The sequence below is a fragment of the Candidiatus Paracoxiella cheracis genome, from assembly GCF_049348705.1.
Lineage (GTDB): Bacteria > Pseudomonadota > Gammaproteobacteria > Coxiellales > Coxiellaceae > Paracoxiella > Paracoxiella cheracis.
Genome location: NZ_CP186485.1, coordinates 152,717 through 174,481 on the forward strand (window position 1 = coordinate 152,717; position 21,765 = coordinate 174,481).

The 21,765-nt window shown below is 41.3% G+C and carries 16 protein-coding genes and 1 pseudogene; 9 read left to right on the plus strand and 8 right to left on the minus strand.

What is annotated here, in order from left to right:
* Positions 1-21 precede the first annotated feature (21 nt).
* Complete coding sequence (locus ACJMKR_RS00770; RefSeq protein WP_423063364.1) at positions 22-975, minus strand: hypothetical protein; 954 nt, start codon at positions 973-975, stop codon at positions 22-24.
* 357 nt (positions 976-1,332) lie between these two features.
* A complete protein-coding gene (locus ACJMKR_RS00775) occupies positions 1,333-3,276 on the minus strand; it encodes an APC family permease (protein WP_423063365.1) in 1,944 nt (647 codons plus the stop codon).
* Positions 3,277-3,369: 93 nt separating this feature from the next.
* Here ACJMKR_RS00775 and ACJMKR_RS00780 point away from each other — a divergent pair, with 93 nt between their 5' ends.
* Together ACJMKR_RS00780 and ACJMKR_RS00785 are read left to right on the plus strand one after the other, a co-directional pair.
* Positions 3,370-3,720, plus strand: a complete 351-nt coding sequence (locus tag ACJMKR_RS00780; RefSeq protein WP_425475597.1) for an NAD-binding protein — start codon at positions 3,370-3,372, stop codon at positions 3,718-3,720.
* Between the two features lie 62 nt (positions 3,721-3,782).
* Complete coding sequence (locus ACJMKR_RS00785; protein ID WP_423062605.1) at positions 3,783-5,015, plus strand: IS256 family transposase; 1,233 nt, start codon at positions 3,783-3,785, stop codon at positions 5,013-5,015.
* A 412-nt stretch (positions 5,016-5,427) separates the two neighbouring features.
* On the opposite strand, the pseudogene ACJMKR_RS00790 reads toward ACJMKR_RS00785, so the two are convergent.
* A pseudogene (locus ACJMKR_RS00790) lies at positions 5,428-6,139 on the minus strand (IS1 family transposase); the annotation flags it as partial.
* A gap of 98 nt (positions 6,140-6,237) precedes the next feature.
* Here ACJMKR_RS00790 and trkA point away from each other — a divergent pair.
* Both trkA and ACJMKR_RS00800 read left to right on the plus strand, forming a co-directional pair.
* Complete coding sequence (gene trkA / locus ACJMKR_RS00795) at positions 6,238-7,182, plus strand: Trk system potassium transporter TrkA (protein WP_423063366.1); 945 nt, start codon at positions 6,238-6,240, stop codon at positions 7,180-7,182.
* Between the two features lie 15 nt (positions 7,183-7,197).
* The gene (locus ACJMKR_RS00800) at positions 7,198-8,646 is read left to right on the plus strand and encodes a TrkH family potassium uptake protein (protein WP_423063367.1); all 1,449 of its coding nucleotides are present in this window, start codon (positions 7,198-7,200) and stop codon (positions 8,644-8,646) included.
* Positions 8,647-8,669: 23 nt separating this feature from the next.
* Here the strand turns inward: ACJMKR_RS00800 and ACJMKR_RS00805 are convergent, their stop codons facing one another.
* Together ACJMKR_RS00805 and ACJMKR_RS00810 are read right to left on the minus strand one after the other, a co-directional pair.
* Positions 8,670-9,119: an acyl-CoA thioesterase gene (locus tag ACJMKR_RS00805; RefSeq protein WP_423064259.1), complete on the minus strand. Its 450-nt coding sequence runs from the start codon at positions 9,117-9,119 to the stop codon at positions 8,670-8,672.
* A gap of 28 nt (positions 9,120-9,147) precedes the next feature.
* The gene (locus tag ACJMKR_RS00810) at positions 9,148-10,731 is read right to left on the minus strand and encodes an APC family permease (RefSeq protein WP_423063368.1); all 1,584 of its coding nucleotides are present in this window, start codon (positions 10,729-10,731) and stop codon (positions 9,148-9,150) included.
* 357 nt (positions 10,732-11,088) lie between these two features.
* Between ACJMKR_RS00810 and polA the strand changes: the two genes are divergently transcribed.
* From polA to ACJMKR_RS00830, 4 genes are all read left to right on the plus strand, one after another.
* Entirely contained in the window at positions 11,089-13,776 is a 2,688-nt protein-coding gene (gene polA / locus ACJMKR_RS00815) for a DNA polymerase I (RefSeq protein WP_423063369.1), read from the plus strand.
* A gap of 248 nt (positions 13,777-14,024) precedes the next feature.
* Positions 14,025-15,425, plus strand: coding sequence for a sugar porter family MFS transporter (locus tag ACJMKR_RS00820; protein ID WP_423063370.1), 1,401 nt, complete (start codon positions 14,025-14,027; stop codon positions 15,423-15,425).
* Positions 15,426-15,448: 23 nt separating this feature from the next.
* Positions 15,449-16,315 carry an SMP-30/gluconolactonase/LRE family protein gene (locus ACJMKR_RS00825; protein WP_423063371.1) on the plus strand — a complete coding sequence of 289 codons (867 nt, stop codon included), beginning with the start codon at positions 15,449-15,451 and terminating at the stop codon, positions 16,313-16,315.
* A 121-nt stretch (positions 16,316-16,436) separates the two neighbouring features.
* Complete coding sequence (locus ACJMKR_RS00830) at positions 16,437-16,655, plus strand: hypothetical protein (protein WP_423063372.1); 219 nt, start codon at positions 16,437-16,439, stop codon at positions 16,653-16,655.
* A 53-nt stretch (positions 16,656-16,708) separates the two neighbouring features.
* Here ACJMKR_RS00830 and ACJMKR_RS00835 read toward each other — a convergent pair whose 3' ends face one another.
* Positions 16,709-18,247 carry a transposase gene (locus ACJMKR_RS00835; RefSeq protein ID WP_423062352.1) on the minus strand — a complete coding sequence of 513 codons (1,539 nt, stop codon included), beginning with the start codon at positions 18,245-18,247 and terminating at the stop codon, positions 16,709-16,711.
* A gap of 425 nt (positions 18,248-18,672) precedes the next feature.
* Entirely contained in the window at positions 18,673-18,936 is a 264-nt protein-coding gene (locus ACJMKR_RS00840) for a hypothetical protein (RefSeq protein ID WP_423063373.1), read from the minus strand.
* 83 nt (positions 18,937-19,019) lie between these two features.
* On the opposite strand from ACJMKR_RS00840, the gene ACJMKR_RS00845 reads away from it, so the two are divergent.
* Entirely contained in the window at positions 19,020-19,790 is a 771-nt protein-coding gene (locus ACJMKR_RS00845; protein ID WP_423063374.1) for a Gfo/Idh/MocA family protein, read from the plus strand.
* Here the strand turns inward: ACJMKR_RS00845 and glmS are convergent, their stop codons facing one another.
* The gene (gene glmS, locus ACJMKR_RS00850) at positions 19,791-21,626 is read right to left on the minus strand and encodes a glutamine--fructose-6-phosphate transaminase (isomerizing) (protein WP_423063375.1); all 1,836 of its coding nucleotides are present in this window, start codon (positions 21,624-21,626) and stop codon (positions 19,791-19,793) included.
* Positions 21,627-21,765 lie beyond the last annotated feature (139 nt).

Here is a 21,765-nt window from a genome sequence, read left to right on the forward strand (position 1 = left end):
CTAATGATGTTAAAATTTTATTTATATTTTAAGCGTTTGTATGCTTTGTTTTCTATGAACAGGCAACATTAGAGCGTCGCACCATGTTGTGGTAAATAGAGACACTCCCTCATTTAATCGCGAGCACTCATTTATTTTGGTTGGTAAGGTCGAAATAGTTTTGTTTGAAAAAAAGTTAAAAAAATAGTTTCTTATGATAGAAACTGTTGTTTTTATTTTCTTTTGTAAGCTTAAGTAATATTTGTTGTCAATTTTAGGTTCATAATGATTGCCCACCCATTTTCTTCCAAACGAACAAGCCAGGTTATATTTTTTCCTCCAAGATATTTCATGCTTAGCAGTTAATTGACACGTGAGTTCACTAATTTCCTTGCAGAGGTAAGGTATTTTTAAGGGATTGATCTGAGCGTAGAAGTCATCTTTTTGTAGAAGATGAGCAGTAATTTCTTCTAGAGTCATGGTAAGCGTTTTTAATCCTTCGAGTAGATGATTCAGGCGTGCATCCTCAAAGGATCGAGATGCATTCTCAAGATGTTGACGTGCATCCTTAAGAGGTTCAAAAATGCTTTGAAGATATATCTGCTGTTGCCTAGTGCTAGCTTCATCTAGTTTGTACAAAACAGTTCGAAGGTCCTTGAAGGGAATGGCCAGCTCATTGCTGGCCATGCGCCCGTAAAGCATTTTAGTTTTTGTTTTTAGAGAGTCAATTGCATTTTGGTCTAAAATACTTGAAATTTCATTGGCTAATAATGTTGAAAGCTTGGGTATAATCCTGGCCGTAGTAAGATGGCTCTGGTCTGGTTGTCTATCAAAATCGTTAAAATTTTTTCTAAGCCTGACTCCAATATGATGCAACGCTTGTAACAGTAGAAGAATTTCAGTCGTTTCAGCGCCGAGTATGTTTTTGTAGCTCATCGTTCTAAGAATTAAGGTGAAAGCTAATAAATCAAGTTTAAATCCCAGGTTGTTGGGCATGATATACGCTCCTTTTAAAATAGAAAATTATTTGAAAATAAATTTTATTAAATGTAGTCAGTTGTTATTTTTTATTTTAATTTTTGTAAATTTTAGATGTATTGAGTCATCAGATTTTTAATTCTTTAAGTTGTTTAAAATTAATCTGACGCTTATTTATTAAGATTAGATTTAATATTTTTTATTAAATAAAATATAAGTGTGTATTAAAGTTTGAAATAATTAAAAACCCTTATCAACATGTTTTGCGTTAATTGATAAAAATAATTTTTTCTTAATTTTATGCGCAATCGTGCGTATTTTTTCCTATGAGTAAAAATACTTTAAAAATGTAGTGCTGTTGCGTTGTTTGATGCTTTACACTTCTAATTTCAAAGGCAGGATCAACATTTTCACACCTAAAAAATGTAAGCGGCGTTGGATAATTCCAGAAATGTCACTGTGCAGTAGGCGCGTTAACCAATTTTCATTGGGATAAACGTAACGAGAGGCGAAATAGATAGCGTGAGGATATTTTTTGTTAACTTGCTCGGAGAGCTTTACAATTTCTTCTATAAGGTCTGTGCCAAATGCCGAAAAAGAATCAGCAGCAATGCCGTGTGATTGAGAATATTTCACTAAATAATCAAGTATGCCATCCGTTTGCTCTTTCAATTTCTTTAAGGCGGCATCGCTACCAAAGCTGCCGATATCAACTTTACCGAAACTGACAAAGACGAAATTTTGAAAGTGTTTTGGAAATATGCGTATTACCCATAGCAAAGAATGCATGGCCGCACCAATTTCTTTAACGAGAAAAACCGCGGTATTTTTCTTGGGGTCTATTTTAGGTGCCTGAGCTTCTGTCGTGACAACGGGCACATGTAATTCTTTGTTGAGCTTTCGTTTTAAGGCATTAAATTGGTTGTAATGCCGTTTTATGCTAATGCCGCAGCCAATCGTTAATGAGGTAATGAGGATCGTGATCCAGCCGCCCAGCTCGAACTTTGAAATCAAGGTGACTAGCAAGATCAATACGCAGATAGCTAATGCGAGTACGGAGAAAAATATTTGTATATACCATCGCCTTTCTTTTGCACGATGTCGCAACCAATAAAGCGTGAGGCCCCATAATGACATCGAAAAGGTTAAAAACACGTTCATGCTGTATAAGACAACGAGAAAATCGACTTTGCCATCGGTCGCTAATAAAATAAGCAAAGCAGCTAAGCCAAAAAATATCAAGCCATTTTGTGTCACAAGACGACTCGATAACATCCCAAAACGTCGTGGCACCCAGGAATCAAGGGACATATTGGCTAGCACGGCCGGGCCACCTAAAAAACCTGTATTGGCTGCGACGAACAATAAACCCGCTTCCAAAATGAGTAAAATGAGTAGCATGAGATGATGAAGTGGCACGCCTTCTAATATCGAGCGGAATACAACTGCGTTGAGTGTTTGTCCGGGCACGGGATGCACATTCCACAATAAGTAAAGTAAGATGATGCCGCCGGCCACAACGCTTAATGAAATGGCCATGTAGAGCATGGTTAAACTGCCGGTTTTGACACGAGGTTCAGCAAGAATATTCACGTTATTTGAAACAGCCTCCAAACCAGTGTAAGTACCTGCACCTAATGAATAGGCGCGCATGAACAGTGCTAACACAAAAAACCATCCGTACACTTTAATATGGTTAGCGGTATCGTAAATAGACGTGTGAACAACAGTCGTGAGTTGTCCTTCATGCAGTATAATGCCGGTAGCAATGATGATGATATGTGTGACAAAAAATCCGAGAAAAATAATCATTAATATCTTGATGGACTCTTTCGCGCCTCTTAAATTAGTCATCAATAACAATACTAAAATGAGTGATTCGGCGATGAGCTTGTACGGTTGGTAAGCTGGGGGTAATAAACTGAAAATCGCGTCTGCACCGGCAGCGATGGAAATCGCAATCGTTAAAATATAGTCAATGATCAGCGCAGCCCCTGACACGAGCCCTGCGTGTGGCCCGATTAATTTTGATGCAACTTTATAGCCACCGCCGCCATTGGGGAACAATTTGATAACCTGGTTGTAGGCTAAAGAAATCAAAAATACCGTAATAGCCGTTAGAATAGCGAGATAGATAGCTAAATGTGTATGTGGGCCTAACGCATAAAAGGCTTGCTCTGGACCGTAGGAAGATGAGGACAAACCATCGGCGCCCAATCCAATCCATGCAAGAAAAGCGATTAGCGCGATATGTTTGCGCGTGTCTTTTTTCATTGGATCACGCGGTTTTCCGAGCAGGATACGACGTATTTTGAACATCACGTTCTACTTTTTTCAAATTGATATTCTACTCTGCTGTTGGAATTAAAAGCAACCCGCCTTATACTGTCACAGAAAGAGGATTGATTTTGTATGAAAATTATCATTTTAGGGGCTGGTCAGGTGGGTGGCTCCTTAGCAGAGACGTTGATCGATGAGGATCATGATATCACACTAGTTGATATTAATGAGGATCGGTTAAGGGAGTTTTCGGACAGATTAGATTTACGCACGGTTGCGGGTCGCTGCTCATATCCCGAGGTTTTGCGTAACGCCGGTGCAGACGATGCTGATATGGTGATTGCGGTCACCGATAGTGATGAGGCCAACATGGTAGCTTGTCAGGTGGCTTATTCGCTCTTTCACATACCCACAAAAATCGCGCGCATTCGGTCCGAGCATTATTTTATTCGCAAAGATTTATTTGGGAGTGAGGGTCTGTAAATAAGATTGTGTAAATGCGATAGTCAGGGAAAGGTCGTTAAAATTATACGGAGTCTTTGACTATGGCAATGAAAACCAATAAATTAGATCCACAGGTTGTGGAATATTTTCTCAAACATACCAAGACCGCATCTGATATTTTCGGTGATACTGGTTTGTTAAAGGAGTTAAAAAAGGCACTGACGGAGCGTATTCTGGAAGGGGAGCTGACGGACGCGCTGGGTTATGCAAAACACGAAGTGTCTGGCAACAATAGTGGTAATTCCCGCAATGGGCACAGCCAAAAAACGATCAAAACAACAGATGGCGAGATGACCATTGAGGTTCCTCGTGATCGTAACAATGAGTTTGTACCGCAATTGATTCCAAAACATCAAACCCGCTTTGATGATTTGGATGACAAAATTATGAGTCTTTATGCACGGGGTATGACTACCCGTGATATTCAAGATCAGTTGAAAGATTTGTATGGCACAACTATTTGTTCGAGTCTCATTTCTACAGTAACCAACGAAGTGATTGAAGAAGTGAAGGCTTGGCAAAGTCGTCCGTTGGACAAGGTGTATCCGATTGTGTATTTGGACGCTTTAGTGATTAAAGTGCAGCAAGATAAAAAGGTTATCAATAAGGCATTGTATTTGGCTTTAGGAATTAATATCGATGGGCAAAAAGAATTGCTAGGTATTTGGATTAGCCAAAATGAGGGCGCTAAATTCTGGTTGAATGTATTAACGGAGTTAAAAAATCGAGGCCTAGAAGATATCCTGATTTGTTGCGTTGACGGGCTAACGGGCTTTCCTGATGCGATTGGCGCTGTGTATCCTAACACTCAAGTACAGCTTTGCATTGTACACATGGTGCGGAATTCATTGCGCTATGTGGGTTGGAAAAAGAAAAAAGAAGTGGCCGCTGACTTAAAAGCTATTTATTCGGCCAGTACGGTTGAAGAAGCAGAATTGGCGCTGACGAGTTTCTCTGAGAAATGGGATGCTGAATTTCCCTCGATTGCCAAAAGTTGGTTGACTCATTGGGAGCGCATTGTGCCATTTTTTGCTTATCCGGCAGAAATTCGGAGGGTGATTTATACCACTAACGCTATTGAATCACTGAACATGAGTATCCGAAAAGTTATTAAAAATAAACGAGTTTTTCCGTCGGACGATGCCGCTTTAAAACAACTCTATTTAGGGTTAAAAAATATAGCCAAAAAATGGACCATGCCGATTCGAGACTGGGGTGCCGCCATGAATCGTTTTGCCCTTATGTTTGAAGATCGCCTGGCGGATTTTGTATAAAACTTAAAATTCATAAGAGAGGAAATTAATTTGAACGCAATGTAGTTTTTGATAAAATTAAAAAATCAGTTAACACAATCCGATGCGAGCCATGGAGAGGCGAAGCCGATGGCGAGTATTCCGCGGCAGCCGCCGATTTTTGACAGAGCGGAGTGCCGAAGGAACGGAGTTCCGTAGGCAGCGTAGCGAGTGGCAAAAATCTGTAGGCGGCGTCGAGTCATCTGGAGACAGTGCGCAGTCGGCCGCGAGGTCGCGGAGCGCTGTCGACGGGGACGTCCGCGGCTATTTAGGTTGTCGCGTATTGCGAGTCGATTATTGACAGGGATGCCAATAATCTATCACGAGCATCGCGACACACTTCGGCTGATTCATAATTCTGACTGACGCGATTTACACAAACTAATAAACAGTCCCCGATGACAATGTCGTGCAATTTATCCAGTTTAGAAAAGCAAATCGTCTTTCTCGCTAATCGCTTTATTCGTGTGCGCAACGTGAGATGCTTTCGTTCAATCGCTTGGGTATTTTGCTTTCCCACCAAATGTTTTGATTGAGGCAGGTGTCTTTCATAAGCACCCCAATCATCTGTATAGTAAAAGTTGATATCAAATGAGCTCAGTTTTTCTTTCAGTGCTTTAAATGCTGAATCTTTTCTTGGACCAAAATGATAAGCTAACACCTCATGTGTATGGTGATCAATCGCATGCCAAAGCCAACGTTGATTCTGTTTATTTCGAACAAAACTCCACATTTCATCCAGCTCCGCTTCTTCAACTTGTACAACATTAACAGTAACAGACGCACCAAGTGATTCTTTTTCCTTTAAAAGTCGTGTATTGACGCTCTCCAAACCTTCACCCTTTTTTTAATTCACCAATAACAGTGTTAATGCTAATACGTAAAACGCGTGCAGTATCTCTGACGCCACTACCATTCATTGCCATATCAACTATTTTATCTTTAACACCAGGGGCACGAGCATTATGTGTGTAATCTAGAAGAAATGTATTTTTCTCACAAGCATTATTTTTACATTGAAACCTTTGCTTTCCTGTACTGCTGACGCCAAATTTTACAACCTCATGTAAACAGCAGCAGGGGCAAGCAACATTGATTCTTGCCATTCATGCAATCCTTATCCTAATGATTTTCTGAAATAGCAAAATATATCACATCAACAAAAATGAGGCACTACCTAATTATGCATCCAGGCGCGCTGCAAGTGTTAGATTTTGGTGATGGACTCATTAAATTAGTGGCTGTAAAACCTTATTATGGCGGCGCATTGGTAGGAAAAGGTGTTCATAAATTACGTGAATATTTACCTGATATCGATGTGCGTGTTGTTGCAATTTTTCGGAATGATCAGTCGATTCCGCTCGATGAAAAAACCGAAATAGAAATCGGCGACGAAGTATTTTTTGTTGCTGCGAGTGAAAACATTGATCAGGTGATGTCTGCTATGCGGCGTCCTGAAACTCCTTATAAACGAATAATGATTGCGGGTGGTGGGAATATCGGAGGTTGCCTTGCGCAAGCACTACAAGATGATTACCGCGTTAAAGTGATCGATCATAATCGCCAACATTGTGAACGTTTAGTAAAACAATTAGATAATGTGACAGTGCTGTGCGGTGAAGCGAGTGACGAAGAATTGTTGCTGAATGAAAATATTGAGCAGACCGATGTGTTTGTATCTGTCACGAATGATGACGAGGCGAATATTATCGCTTGCATACAAGCAAAACGCTTGGGTGTTAAGCAGGTGATGGCATTGATTACCCGAACGGCCTATGTTGATTTAATCGAAGGGGGGTCGATCAACATCGCTATTTCGCCTCAACAAGCGACCGTCGGCTCGATTTTAACACACATGCGTGAAAGTGATGTTGTCGTTGTTCATTCTTTACGTCGGGGTGCAGCGGAAGCGATTGAAGCGGTGGCTCATGGTGACCACAAAACGTCAAAAGTCATCGGTAGATCATTGGACGAATTAAAATTGCCGCATGGGACAACAATTGGCGCCATTATTCGCAGTCATGCTGCCATTATCCCTAACGGAGAAACAGTCATCGAATCTGAAGATCATGTGATTTTATTTGTTGCCGATAAAAAACGCATTCGAGATATTGAAAAATTATTTCAAGTAAGTGCGGGATTCTTTTAACAAGCAAGGAGCTTTATGCGATTTATTGCGACACTAAAAGTTCTCGGTATTTTGTTGATGATTTTTAGCCTCTTCATGTTTCCTCCTATTGCTGTGGGTCTCTGGTATAAAGATGGGGGCATTCCGGCATTTATAATCGGATTTTGTGTTACTTTTCTCACCGGTTTATTTTTGTGGTTGTTGTTTCGTCGGGATAAGCATGTGCTGCGGACGCGCGATGGATTTCTGGTCGTTGTTTTACTGTGGTTTGTGCTATCACTATTTGGTTTCATCCCTTTCGATGTGAGTTTATATCCGAAAATGTCGGTGACCGATGCCATTTTTGAATCAGTCTCAGGGTTGACTACAACGGGGGCAACGGTGTTGACGCATTTGCAAACGTTGCCACACGCTGTTTTATATTATCGTCAACAGTTGCATTTGTTGGGGGGTATCGGAATTATCGTACTCGCGGTTGCTGTTTTGCCTATGTTGGGGGTCGGTGGTATGCAACTCTATCGTGCAGAAATTGCAGGGCCGATGAAAACCACAAAATTAACACCAAGGATTACACAAACGGCAAAGGCACTTTGGTACATTTATTTTGGGCTTGCCATTATTTGCACGTTTTGTTTTTGGTTAGCTGGCATGCCACTATTTGACGCTGTTAGCGAAAGTTTTAGTGCGATTTCTACCGGTGGATTTTCAATTCACGATTCGAGTTTTGCCTATTATCACAGCACAACCATAGACGTAATAGCTATTATTTTCATGTTGCTTGGCGCTATTAATTTTTCGTTGCATTTTTTATTTTTGAAGCACCGTCGCATTTCTATTTATTATAAAGATTCAGAATTACTTGCTTATGTAAAGATCTTGGGGGCTGTTTTGCTGATCGTATTTATTACCCTAATAATTTATCATTATTACCATTTGGGCCAGACGTTTTTAAATAGTATATTTACCGTCGTTTCCATGAGTACTACTACGGGTCTCACCACAACGAATTTTAGTATTTGGCCATCTTTCTTGCCGTTTTTAATTATATTTTTGGCGCTCATGGGAGGGTGTGCAGGTTCAACATCGGGTGGCTTGAAAATCATTCGATGCCTGCTATTAAAAAATCAAGGCAAACGTGAATTAAATCGATTAATTCATCCGAAAGCTATTTGGGCAATTAAATTGGGTGATAATCTAGTGCCTGAGCATTTGATGCGAGCAATTTGGGGATTTGTCGCGTTTTTCATTGCATTATATATTATTTTGTTATTAGCATTATTGGCAACGGGCTTAGATTTTACAACCGCATTTGGTGCCGTCACCTCTTGTCTTTCAAATACAGGTGCAAGCATTGGAAAAGTGGCCAGTAATTACCGGGATGTGAACGTGGCGGCAAAATGGATATTAGTTTTTGCGAGGTTAGCAGGACGTTTGGAAATATTTACGATTTTAGTCATCTTGATGCCATCGTATTGGCGGAGCTAAGTTAGTGGTTTTAGGTTTTGTGATCACCTCTCACCTGTTTTCTTTCTGGCTGAATGTTCTCTTCCGTATTTAATTCTCATGTCTCGACGAATTTTTGCTTCTTCATGCCGTCGTCGTTGTGCGTCTGTTTCCAAGGTAAGTGATTTTACAGCGACAGGTTTCATATTTTCATCCACAGCAACCATGGTGAAATAACATGAATTAGTATGACGGATTTCACCAGTCGTTAAATTTTCGGCAACGACTTTAATGCCAACTTCCATAGAGGTTTTGCCAACGTAATTAATAGAGGCATGACAGGTGACTAACTCACCGAGGTAGATGGGTTTTTTAAAGAAAACCTGATCAACGGATAATGTGACGACATAACGTCCCGAATACCGTGCAGCGCAAGCGTAAGCAACTTGATCGATGAGTTTGAGAATATAACCGCCGTGAATATTGCCTGCAAAATTTACTTTTTCAGGTGTCATCACTTCTGACATGCTCAGCGAGCGTTGATCAGCTTTGTAATCCTTCATGTGTTAAGCTCCGGAGATAGGCTACAGTGTCTTTAGAGGGCATTCTAAATTTTACCGCGACCATCATAATAATAGTACAAAATATGGCAATAAACCCGAAGTCCCAACCAAATGGGATAACGTTTCGCCCTCCTCCAAAGCTACCCAAATAAGAAATAACCCCGATCCCAATAAAATAGAGCCACATCCATAACGATGGTTTCCAATGAAGTGTGGATTTTTTTCGGCGGTTGATTACGTAGTGATGAATCAGTAAAACGCAAAATCCAATAAAAATGGCGATGATTAATTTTGAGATAACCTGCCAGCCACTCCAATAAGTTAATAGGGTACAAATATAAAAAGCCAGTGTAGCCCAAAGCGTTGCAAACGGTAATTTGAAAGGACGTTTGTAATCAGGTATTTGATGACGAAATGCTAACAAACAAATAGGGCCAATTGCATAGGTAATTGCCATGAGGGACGTTAAAAATGTAATCATTCTGTCCCAGCCTGGTAGCGGCGCAAATAAACACATACCTAAAATAAAATTAACAATAATGGCAAAAATAGGATTGCCTTCGGTAGTTAATTTTTGAAATATGTTAGGAAGTTGGCCACTCTTGCTCATTCCGAACAATGAACGGCTTGAACTCGATACATACATGAGAGCCGCTGCGAGAGGACCTACAATGGCACCGACATATAAAAGTGGCAATAGTGAATGAAGGTGGTCTTGGCGGATGATCGATGCCATTGGATCATTGCCACCGAAAATATGCAGATGTGACCAGCCTTTTCCAAGGTTATGAATATCAAGCGAAGATAAAAACGCGACCTGCAATAATAAATAGACGATGAGACATACAACGATAGAACCAATAATTGCAAAGGGTAAAGCGATGTGTGGTTTTTTTGCTTCGCCGGCCATCTCGCACGCTTGTTTGAAACCGTTGAAAGCAAAAATTATACCCCCAGTCGTAATCGCAACTAAAATGCCATGGATGCCGAATGGCATGAATTGAGTATGCACTGGATGCGTGATGTGATGAGCGGAGAACGTCAAGCTTAAGATGACGATAGAAATAATGACAGGAATCAGTATCTTCATCACAGTCAAAGCAGAGTTGCAACGCAATAACCAACGTAATGAAAATATGTTAATTGCGCTGATACCTAACATTAGGATCGTCGCTGATATGTATCCGATGTTGGTTAAGCCGGCATCTACACGGATAAGTTGAGGAAAATAGTAGCTCAGATATTGTATGATTGCTTGCACTTCGGTGGGAACCAGCGATGCATACGAGAGCCATATGATCCAGGAGAAGACAAAACTCACTACCGTACCGTGTGTGTACTGGGGGATTCGGGTACTCGACCCACTGATCGGCACCATGGCGCACAGCTCAGCGAAGACAAAGGCGACAATTGCAACCACGGCACCACCAATCAGCCAAGCTAATATGGCAGCGGGACCTGCTAGCTTCGCTGTGTAGTAAGCAGCAAATAGCCAGCCGGATCCAAGAATGGCGCTCACCGAAGTGAATAGTAGCGCCCAAGACGAAATAGTACGTCGCATCATATACAGTAACCCTCCAGTTGGTCATTATAGGGGTTGGGTAATTTTGAAACAATCGATATCTTATAGAAATCTCGTTTAAAACCACAAAACATCTTATTGATTTCAATTGTTTGGCTTGCGCGCTCAGGGCTAGTGTTTTCCGGGAATCGCCATCTCTGGCTGTTAAGTACCCCCATGGTGCTTACGCCCGAAAACAGTAACCCCAACCCCTCTGCCGCAATTGAAATCAATACGGTTAAAAACGATTTCCAAAGATACCCCTTATCGGGACTGTACCAAACCCTCACCTATATTTAAATCAGGGTTTTTACTTCAGGTTGGGTTTGTGTCGGGAACGTTTGGTGTTAATCTAGCCTGATGTCAGAAACCCAAAAACCATTCATTCTCGTTGATGGCTCTTCATATTTGTTTAGAGCCTACTACGCCCTACCGCCGTTGACTAACTCAAAAGGTCAACCAACGGGTGCGATCTATGGCGTTATCAACATGCTTCGAAAATTGATGATGGACTACGAACCAGAGCATATTGCGGTGGTGTTTGACCCAAAAGGTAAGACGTTTCGCAATGAGCTTTATGCCGAGTACAAGGCAAATCGTACGGAAATGCCAGATGAATTGCGCGATCAAATAAAGCCATTATTTGAAATAATCAAAGCGCTAGGCTTGCCGTTGATTATTAAAGAGGGTGTTGAGGCAGATGATGTCATTGCAACACTTGCGAAAAAAGCAAAACAAGAAGGTATGAACGTATTGGTGTCGACGGGTGATAAGGACTTGGCACAAATTGTAAATCACAAGGTCACGTTAATTAACACCATGACAAATCGGATGCTCGATCCTGAAGGGGTTGTTGAAAAATTTGGTGTACCGCCAGAAAGCATCATCGATTACTTAACGTTGGTGGGTGATACATCGGACAATATTCCGGGTGTGCCGAAAGTCGGCCCCAAAACGGCGGCGAAGTGGTTAAATCAATATGGTTCACTTGATAATATTATAAAAAATGCCGATGAAATTAAGGGTAAAGTCGGTGAAAATTTGCGAGCGCATATCAGTGAAATTCCCTTAACACGGGAATTAGTCACCGTACTTTCTGATGTGAAGCTCGATGAAAAACTCATGGAACTATCACCACGCGAACAAGATCGTGAAAAACTAATCGCGTTATTTTCTGAGTTGGAATTTAAAACCTGGCTGGCTGAAGTGTTGTCGACTGAAAAAGCAGCTAGCAAAGAAGAGTGTCGCTACGACACGATTCTCGATAAAAAATCGTTTGAGAAATGGCTAAAGAAATTATCTCATGCTAATTTATTTGCTTTTGATACTGAAACTACGGATATCGATGCGATGCGCGCCACATTGGTTGGTGTATCGTTTGCCGTAAAACCCGGTGAGGCGGCCTACGTGCCATTAGCTCATGATTATTTGGGTGCGCCAAAGCAGCTTGATAAAAAATGGGTGTTACAACAACTAAAGTTATTATTAGAAAACCCGGCAAAAACCGTTGTGGGTCAAAATTTAAAATACGATATACAAGTGTTAGCAAAAGAAAATATTGCGATTAAAGCTAAAATTTGGGATACGTTGTTGGAATCTTACGTATTAAATAGTTCGAGTACACGGCATAATTTAAATAGCCTCTCGTTAAAATATTTGGGCAAAAGCACCATACAGTTTGAAGATATCGCCGGAAAAGGCGCTAAACAAATGTCATTTAATGAGATTTCAATCGATGAAGCTGCGCCTTACGCAGCCGAAGACGCCGATATTACATGGCAGTTGCATCAGAAATTGATGCCGATGATTGAAAATGAAAAGAACTTTGTAAAAGTTTTAAATCAAATTGAAATGCCGTTGATGCCGGTATTGGCTCGCATGGAGATGCACGGCGTTTTGATCGACGCTGATATGCTCAAAAAGCACAGCAAGGAGCTCGAAAAACGCATTAAAGAACTGGAAAAAGAGGCGTTTACATTAGCGGGTCATGAATTTAATTTGGGCTCACCAAAGCAACTACAAACCATTTTATATGATGAACAAAAACTACCGGTTCTAAAGAAAACACCGGGTGGACAGCCCTCAACGGCTGAATTTGTGTTGCAAGATTTGGCGCTTGATTATCCATTGCCTAAAGTTATTTTAGAATATCGTAGTTTGAGCAAATTAAAATCCACGTATACTGATCGTCTACCGGAACAAATACATTCGGATACGGGGCGCGTGCACACTTCTTATAATCAAGCGGTCACATCCACGGGTCGATTGTCATCAAATAATCCGAACTTGCAAAATATTCCGATTCGAACAGAGCAAGGGCGCAGAATTCGCCAAGCGTTTATTGCACCACGTGGCTATCGGATTGTTGCAGCCGATTATTCACAGGTGGAATTGCGTATCATGGCGCATATTTCAAAAGATCCTGCATTAATAAAAGCATTTGAGGAAGAGCTGGATGTTCATCGCGCGACGGCAGCGGAAGTTTTCGGTGTGAAACTCGATGAGGTGACGAATGATCAGCGTCGCAGTGCCAAAGCAATTAATTTTGGATTGCTCTATGGCATGTCGAGTTTTGGCTTAGCGCGACAATTAGGAATTGAGCGTGGTTTGGCGAAAAAATATATCGACATTTATTTCAACCGTTATCCAAAAGTGCATGAATACATGGAAGTGATTCGAAAGCTTGCCTCAGAACAAGGTTATGTGGAAACATTATTTGGTCGCCGCTTGTATGTGCCTGAAATTAATTCTGCGAATATGCAGCGACGCCGTGCAGCAGAGCGTGCAGCGATTAACGCGCCGATGCAAGGAACGGCGGCAGATATTATTAAGATCGCAATGATTAAGGTAGATGACTGGCTTCAGAACAATAAAGTCGATGCGCGGATGATTATGCAGGTGCACGACGAATTGGTTTTTGAAGTGGCCACCAAAGATCTTGAGCGAGTGAATAAACAAATTTGCGAGTCAATGGAAAAAGCTGCCCAATTGGTTGTCCCGTTGGTCGTTGATATGGGTGTTGGACAGAATTGGGATGAAGCACATTAATCATAATGCCAAGCGATCCATTTCCTTCTTGACGGAGTATCTTGCTAATTTTGGAACTTCAATCCCTATGTATTTGGTGGTAGTGGGAATTGCCTCCGCAGGAATTATTATGTTATTGATTCCAAAAAAAAAGTTTAACAATAATTCTGTTTAAGTTATTCGTGTGCCCTTCGTTTTTGCCCACCCCATGTCTTCGTGGTATGCTTCGTGATACCTTGCTGATTATCATGTTAAAAAGGGGGAATGTATTGACTACACTGTTCAACCAAAAAAAACCACTCTGGGTGTTCGGTGTTGCAATTTTGGTTGGGGTAGGAGGCATTCTTTACGGATATGATATCGGTGTTATCTCAGGTGCTTTGCTTTTTATTCATGAGGCGATTCCGCTGACCGATACACAAACCGGTATTATTGTTGGTGCAGTATTAGCGGGTGGTTTAGCCGGCACTTTAATTGCGGGTCCACTGGCCGATAGCTTTGGGCGACGACTCGGCATTGCAACTTCAAGTATTGTTTTCATTATCGGTGTCTTATGTATTTTGCTCGCGCACTCGTTTATCACACTGCTCATCGCTCGCTTATTGTTAGGCATTGGTGTTGGTATTGTGGCGGTAGCTGTCCCGTTATATGTCACCGAATTAGTGCCGAAAGAAGATCGCGGTAAGTATGTCAGTTTTTTTCAATTGTTTTTAACTTTTGGCATCGTTGTCGCTTATTTTGTTGACCTCGCCTTTACTCCATCGGGTAGTTGGCGCGCAATGTTTGCGATGGTGCTGATTCCGGCTATTATTTTATTGTTGGGTGTCTTCCGATTGCCAGAGTCACCACGATGGTTGGTTGCCAAAGGAAAAATTGATCTTGCACGACAGGTTTTAAGGCGCACCCGTTCAAAAGATCGCGCAGAGTCTGCATTAATTTCCATTCATGAAAGTTTAAAAGAAACCAAAGGAACATGGTCTGAATTATTGTCGGTGAAATTAATGGTGCCATTGTTCATCGGTATTGCGATTGCTATTCTTAACCAATGGACTGGCATTAATGTATTTTTGCAATATGCATCGGATATTTTAAAAACAGCAGGGCTCGGATCGAACTTTGCATCGATGCTGGGTTCCGTTGGCATCGGCATGATCAATTTTATTTGCACTATTCTTGCATTACTATTGATTGATCGTGTCGGTCGTAAGCCGTTATTAATTATTGGTGTGAGTGGTGTTTTAGTTGCAGAAGTCTTTTTAGGCATCGTTAATTATGTGCATACAGGCTCTTATACTCAAGGTATTTTATCTTTAATCGGGTTGTTTATATTTATTATTTTCTTTGCAATTGGTCCGGGTGTTGTCGTGTGGCTTGCTATTTCAGAATTATTACCGACGCGTGTGCGCGGCAAAGGGATTGCCATTTGTCTGTTTTTCAGTTCGTTATCCGGCGCACTGATTTCAAGCGTATTTTTAGATTTAAGAGATTGGTTTGGCATGGCAGGAGCGTACTGGTTATGTGCGGGTTTTGCAGTCATTTATCTCTTGATCACTGTTCTTATGTTGCCGGAAACAAAAGCAAAATCGCTCGAAGATATTCAACTTTATTTCCTAAATCGTGAAAAAATAAATGTCTTAGACCTTCAAGAAAGTAAAAATTTCTCTAAATAAACTCAACCCGGAGAAGTATTATAATGCAGATCGATATGATTTGGGAAAGTCCTGATGCACTCGGTGAGGGTCCCATATGGCATGTGGGCGAACAAGCTTTATATTGGTTAGATATCGTTAAACCTTCATTACAACGTTTAGACCCTGCCACCGGTGAATATCGTGAGTGGCCTATGCCGGAATCTATTGGTTCTGTTGTGCCGCGTGCTAAAGGTGGTTTAGTCGCTACGATGGGTAATCGCGTTGTTGCAATTGATATGCCATCCGGCGCTATTTCTACGCTCATTGAGGTACCTAATTGGCGTGATGACATCCGTATGAACGATGGTAAATGCGATCGCCAGGGTCGATATTGGTTTGGGGTCGCGAACCTGGATGTGGAAAATCCCAAAGGCCGCCTTTATCGCTTCGATTCTGATGGCAGGTTAACCCAAATGGAAGACAAAATTACAATTTCAAATGGGTTGGGTTGGAGTCCTGATAATAAAACATTTTATTACACAGACGGTTTGAAATATCGCATTTACCAATACGATTATGATTTGGAAAGTGGCGCTATTTCGAATCGAAAACCGTTTGTGCAATTGCCAAAAAGTCCTGTCGAGCCTGATGGTTTGACGGTCGATAGCGAAGGCTATGTTTGGGAGGCGCAGTGGAATAGTTGGAAAATATTTCGTTATGCGCCAGATGGTAAGCTCGCACTCGAGATCGATATGCCTGTTCAGCGCCCTACCAGTTGTATTTTTGGTGGCCCCAACCTGGATATTCTTTATGTGACTTCGTCTTCGCAAAATATGGGTGAGGATGAACCTTTGTCTCCACCTGCTGGCGGATTGTTTGCAATTCATGCGGGCGTTCGCGGGTTGCCGGAGCCTGCGTTTGCAGGGTAGCAAATTCCCTCACAACTGATGTTACGAAGTGCAATCAGGTGTGTAATTATAAATTGAATGATAAGTATTTGTAGTTTAGAATCCCTGATCGTTTAAAAATAAAATAATAAAGAAAGATGCAATGGCAAATATATACCAACGACCTGGCCCCCGTGATAGTGAGTATGAAGAAATTGAAAACCAAGAAAATGAGCGGGCTGCGGTAGAAAATGGCGGCAACAATGAGCCGGTCGTCCATCGACTCCATCCCCCTACGCCTTCCGATGAGGCTCAAGAGGAAGAAAGCGTTAATCAACAAACTGAAGAAGGAAGTGTAATCTTCATATTGGACTTTGGATAAATAAAATCCCTTGCCAGTTAGGACAATAATCAAAAAATGTGAGTTTCTAAATCTTAAGCTGTTTTTTGCAGCAATTCGTAGAATTGCTCAGGTGTAAAATTTATTTTATCCAACCATGATTTTACTATCCCAATCAAATCCTCTATTTTTTCAGGGTCTGAGTTTTGCGTCTTTTCTTCAGTCCTCTGAATCGTTTTAATTTTTGAGTTGCTATTTTTGAAAATAGCAGGATGTCGCGTGCGTTTCCCCTGCGTATCACCTTTGGTTCTGCCTTGCGGATTACCGCGTGGTTTGCAGAGATTAGCAGGCGTGCCAACGGTATCAAGCACCGTAGAAAAACCCCGTTGCGTTTGTGAAGGGGTCGCAGTTATTGATGGTTTTTCGTTATCCACTTGGAAGCTCGGCAAATACCGCTCCCATTTTTTCGGTAAAATCGGGGCAAGATTCCTCGCTAGATAAAGTTGCGTATACGCTAATGCTGTCATCCGCCACCAATCTTCTTCGTGCTTAACATCCGGTGTTTGGTATCGGTCAAATAACAGTTTGTCTTTACCAAAACGAAAGTAGTGTTCAATGTCATAGCGTCTATCGTAATAGTGATAGGCTTCTAATGCTGTGATTTCATTACGTCGTTCACCAGCGAGTCCTAACCAGAGTGGATTTTTATATAAAGATTTACCGTTAGCATCAACCGCAACCAATTGCACAACAGTAACAGGATGCTCATATCCTTTAAATTGCTTTGAACCACGCAGTAATTGGTCACGCCATATTTTAATCTCCAATTGGTAAGTTTTGCCACTGCGGGTTGTAATGGGTTGCTGCACAATCTCATCGGATTCACGGTGAGTCGTGCTGTCGTTTAGTTTCATCGCATCACCATAGCGTTTTATACTTCCTGAGGTATTATCTTCTATTGATGCGGGCGCGAAAACATTACGGGTACTGTTAAAACGGAAAAGATGTACCCAATTGGGATTTTCGCTAACCAGTTTACGGCAAGCTTCTGTACCATATTTTGAATCAGCCACGCTAACCACCAATTTATGAGTAAGCGCTAAGTCTGCAATACAACGGTTAATTTGCTGCATCCCAACTACATTGCCTTTTTCATCGCTTTTAACGCGCCTCGTATCCAGTGGAACTAACCAATGCTTTTCTTGAGCTGCACCATCATTGGGCAATAGTGATACCGTTGAATATTCATGTCCAATGGTAATCGGTTTGTTACCCGGTGCTGGATTAGGGCTGTAAACCACATGGCGATCTTCAACACAGTGTGCACTTTGACGCGACTGTGGTGTCGTATCCGCAATAATGATCACACGGTCATCGCTATGACTCACATGTTCATATTGTATTTTCATCATGCTATCCCAACAATTTGCTACCGACAAACCATCGCTAATCGCATCGGTAATACTACTGTATTCACGTTCAAAGTATGGCGATTCACATAATTCTATGGGTGTTTTGCAGCGATGGCCATGGCTTGAAAGGGCATCGAGTAAATTCATATTGGCATCGCGTCGCGCGGGGAAGATGTTGTAGAGGAATGTACGGAATTGTTTTAGTTTTTCTGTCGCTAACATCGTTTGTTCCTTATTTTATTTTTTCGAACAAACGTTGTTTACAACGTAAAATTTTTTTTCGGTTTCTATGTCAAGCAATTTTTAATTATTTTTATAAATTTATCCAAAGTCCAATGTAAGGATGTCCTTTATAAGATAGCCCTTGCCGATACCTACTTCGCATACATGTTTATGAGAAAGTGATGGTGCGTAAGAAAACATTTTTCTATTTTGTATTTTGACATAGGACTTATCGAGTATTGAATGTTCAAGGTCATACTGCGCGAGTGTTGTATAGTTTTCTCGATAGGCACTAAAGCTGTAACAATTTTCATTATCATTTGCTAAAAGTATTGGGATATGATCACTTCGCTCTAATTGCCATGCGCAGTGCGAACATTGAAACGGATCGGTATTTATTTCTATGACACGGCAATTTGGGCAAATTAACATAGGTCACCTGGTAGTTCTAATAAGGTTCCAGATTCAGTATAAACCTCCCATTCTGCTGGGTGATGAAAGGAGCTTTCTACATCCTCTGCGTTAACAACAAAAAATTCGAAGCTACGTGACAATAGGTCATAATAGCGTGGTGGTTGATTGGAGTCACCCAGTGTTTCGTAAACAGCGATACTAACAATATATTTTCCATTTCCAAATAATATTTTTTCATAATTTAAAAGCATTTTTATGTGTTCATTGTTTTTCAAATTTAAAGTGTACATGTTGCTGATATGTCGCATGATAACTGTGCCGACATCGTCATAAATGACAATGACAAAATAACAATCGAATGGCGGGGAAGCATATTTTCATTGAGAAACCGTTAGCACTAAATCTTTCGGAAGCTAGAGAGCTTTGTATGTTGGCCCAAGCATTTGATCGTATATTAATGGTTGGTCATCTCATGCAGTATCATCCTGCCTTTGTTAAGTTAAAAAAATTAATTAATGATGGCGACATTGGTAAATTGCGATATATTTACTCTACCCGTTTAAACCTAGGGAAATTTCGCCTTGAAGAGAATATTTTATGGAGTTTTGTGCCACATGATCTCTCAATGGTTTTGGCATTAACTAATGAAATGCCATCTGAAATCTATGCGAGCGGTTCACACCACATTAGGTCTGGTATTCACGACATCACGACAATGCAATTGACATTTTTAAACAGTATCGAAGCTTATATTTTTGCTTCTTGGTTGTATCCATTCAAAGAGCAAAAATTAGTTGTGATTGGTGATCGGAATATGGCGATTTTTAATGACGGTGAAAGCTGGGATAAAAAATTACAGCTTTGTGCTTATCAGATTAACTGGGATAAGGGATATCCTGAACCAATAAAAGGAGAAATGATAGCTGTCCCGCTGGAAGTAAATGAACCATTAAAGCTTGAATGTCAGCATTTCATTCATTGTGTATTAAATCACTCAAATCCGATTACTGATGGCGCTGAAGCGGTACGTGTTTTAGAGGTCTTGACGGTTGCAGAAGACTCACTGATAAGAAAAGCAAATATGGATGTGCCAGGGGAATCAGCATTTCCTTTTTTAGTGGCGAAGTAATTATTCGACGGTAACTGACTTTGCTAAATTGCGCGGCTGATCGACGTCCGTGCCTTTTAGCACAGCAATGTGGTAAGCGAGCAACTGTAATGGGATGGTATACGCAATCGGTGCCGTAATTTCTGGTCCAGTTGGCATTTTAATTAATGTTGTATCGCCTTGCGGTTGCCAACTAATATTTTCATCGATGAAAACATATAATTCGCCGCCGCGCGCTTGCACTTCTTGCATGTTAGATTCTAATTTTTCAATGAGATTATCTTTGGGCGCTACCACAATGACTGGCATGCCTTTATCCACTAAGGCAAGTGGACCATGTTTTAATTCGCCTGCTGGATAAGCTTCAGCATGCATGTATGAAATTTCTTTTAATTTTAATGCGCCTTCTAGAGCAATAGGGTACATCGCATTGCGACCTAAAAATAAGGCATGCTCTTTGTCGAGAAATCGTCGTGATAATTGTTTAATTTGCTCATCAAGCTTCAGTGTTTTTTGAATGAATCCTGGTAGTTGTGTGAGCTCGTGTGCCAATTCATCTAAATCGTTGTTGGGGATTTTATTTTGTTGGCCGAGCAGCATCGCTAATAATAATAAGGCGACTAATTGCGAAGTGAATGTTTTTGTCGCTGCCACACCAATTTCGATGCCGGCGCGTGTTAAGAAAATTAAATCAGCTTCGCGTGCTAAGGAACTTTCAGGTGCATTACAAATACCTAGCGTTCCAGCATAACCTGTTTTTTTTGCTTGCCGTAATGCTGCTAAGGTATCAGCAGTTTCACCCGACTGCGATAACGCGACAAATAATGTATTGGGCTCGATGACTGCCTTACGATAGCGATTTTCACTGGCAATTTCGACTTGGCACGGAATGCCAGCGATCGACTCTAACCAATAACGCGCGACTAACCCAGCGTGATAACTCGTACCGCAGGCAACGATTTGGACGCGATTTATTTTTTTGAATATGGCCTCGGCCTTATGGCCAAAACTTTGTGGATGAATGCGGTGATTAATTAAGTGACCATCGATGGTATCTAATATCGCTTGCGCTTGTTCAAAAATTTCTTTTTGCATGTAATGGCGGTATTTGCCTTTGGTGGTCGTGCCATGATCAACTTTGGTCGTGTGGACTTTGCGTTCGACTTTATTATTATTGGCATCATAGATGGTGAACTGGTCGATCGCCATCTGTGCGATATCACCTTCTTCCAGATAAATAAATTTTTGCGTGACCGGCAACAACGCGAGTGGGTCAGAGGCAATAAAATTTTCACCGATGCCAACACCGATAACGAGCGGGCTGCCACGGCGAGCGACGTATAAATTGTTTGGATTGCTTGCAGTAACGATGCCTAAGGCATAAGCGCCACTTAATTCTGCAATTGTATTGCGAACCGCTTCCAATAAATCTGGGTAGTGTTGAGAATGATAGTGGAGTAAATGAGCGATTACCTCGGTATCGGTTTCAGAGTTAAATTTATAACCCAAGCCGGTGAGCTTTTTGCGTAACATCTCATGGTTTTCAATAATGCCGTTGTGGACGATTGCGATTTGGTTTTCAGAGCAATGGGGGTGGGCGTTAGCTGTGCTCGGTTGACCGTGTGTTGCCCAACGGGTATGAGCGATGCCGATATGTCCGAGCAGGGGCTGTTTTTGTAGAGATTCAGCGAGTTTCGTGACCTTTCCCATGACACGTAGGCGTTGGATATCTGAGGATTGCGAGCCGATGATGGCCATGCCCGCGGAGTCATAGCCGCGGTATTCTAAGCGTTTAAGCCCTTCCAACAATATCTGCGCCACATCGCGCTGCGCAACAGCCCCAACAATTCCACACATGATCCTGTCCTTTTTCTTACCTTAATTAAAAATTTTAAAGCTATCATCAATTGTATAGCCCGTCTAGCGGCTCTCTGCAAACAAGGCATAATATTACCTTGAGAAATAGCTATGGTTTGGTTAAAATAACCCATAAAAA

Bases quoted from the DNA above. Each gene is read 5' to 3' on its own strand.
- ACJMKR_RS00785 (WP_423062605.1), top strand. From the start codon at position 3,783: ATGGCAATGAAAACCAATAAATTAGATCCACAGGTTGTGGAATATTTT.
- polA (WP_423063369.1), top strand. From the start codon at position 11,089: ATGTCAGAAACCCAAAAACCATTCATTCTCGTTGATGGCTCTTCATAT.
- ACJMKR_RS00805 (WP_423064259.1), bottom strand. From the start codon at position 9,119: ATGACACCTGAAAAAGTAAATTTTGCAGGCAATATTCACGGCGGTTAT.
- ACJMKR_RS00810 (WP_423063368.1), bottom strand. From the start codon at position 10,731: ATGATGCGACGTACTATTTCGTCTTGGGCGCTACTATTCACTTCGGTG.
- ACJMKR_RS00775 (WP_423063365.1), bottom strand. From the start codon at position 3,276: ATGTTCAAAATACGTCGTATCCTGCTCGGAAAACCGCGTGATCCAATG.
- ACJMKR_RS00835 (WP_423062352.1), bottom strand. From the start codon at position 18,247: ATGTTAGCGACAGAAAAACTAAAACAATTCCGTACATTCCTCTACAAC.
- ACJMKR_RS00800 (WP_423063367.1), top strand. From the start codon at position 7,198: ATGCGATTTATTGCGACACTAAAAGTTCTCGGTATTTTGTTGATGATT.
- ACJMKR_RS00825 (WP_423063371.1), top strand. From the start codon at position 15,449: ATGCAGATCGATATGATTTGGGAAAGTCCTGATGCACTCGGTGAGGGT.
- ACJMKR_RS00780 (WP_425475597.1), top strand. From the start codon at position 3,370: ATGAAAATTATCATTTTAGGGGCTGGTCAGGTGGGTGGCTCCTTAGCA.
- ACJMKR_RS00845 (WP_423063374.1), top strand. From the start codon at position 19,020: ATGGCGGGGAAGCATATTTTCATTGAGAAACCGTTAGCACTAAATCTT.
- glmS (WP_423063375.1), bottom strand. From the start codon at position 21,626: ATGTGTGGAATTGTTGGGGCTGTTGCGCAGCGCGATGTGGCGCAGATA.
- ACJMKR_RS00830 (WP_423063372.1), top strand. From the start codon at position 16,437: ATGGCAAATATATACCAACGACCTGGCCCCCGTGATAGTGAGTATGAA.
- ACJMKR_RS00770 (WP_423063364.1), bottom strand. From the start codon at position 975: ATGCCCAACAACCTGGGATTTAAACTTGATTTATTAGCTTTCACCTTA.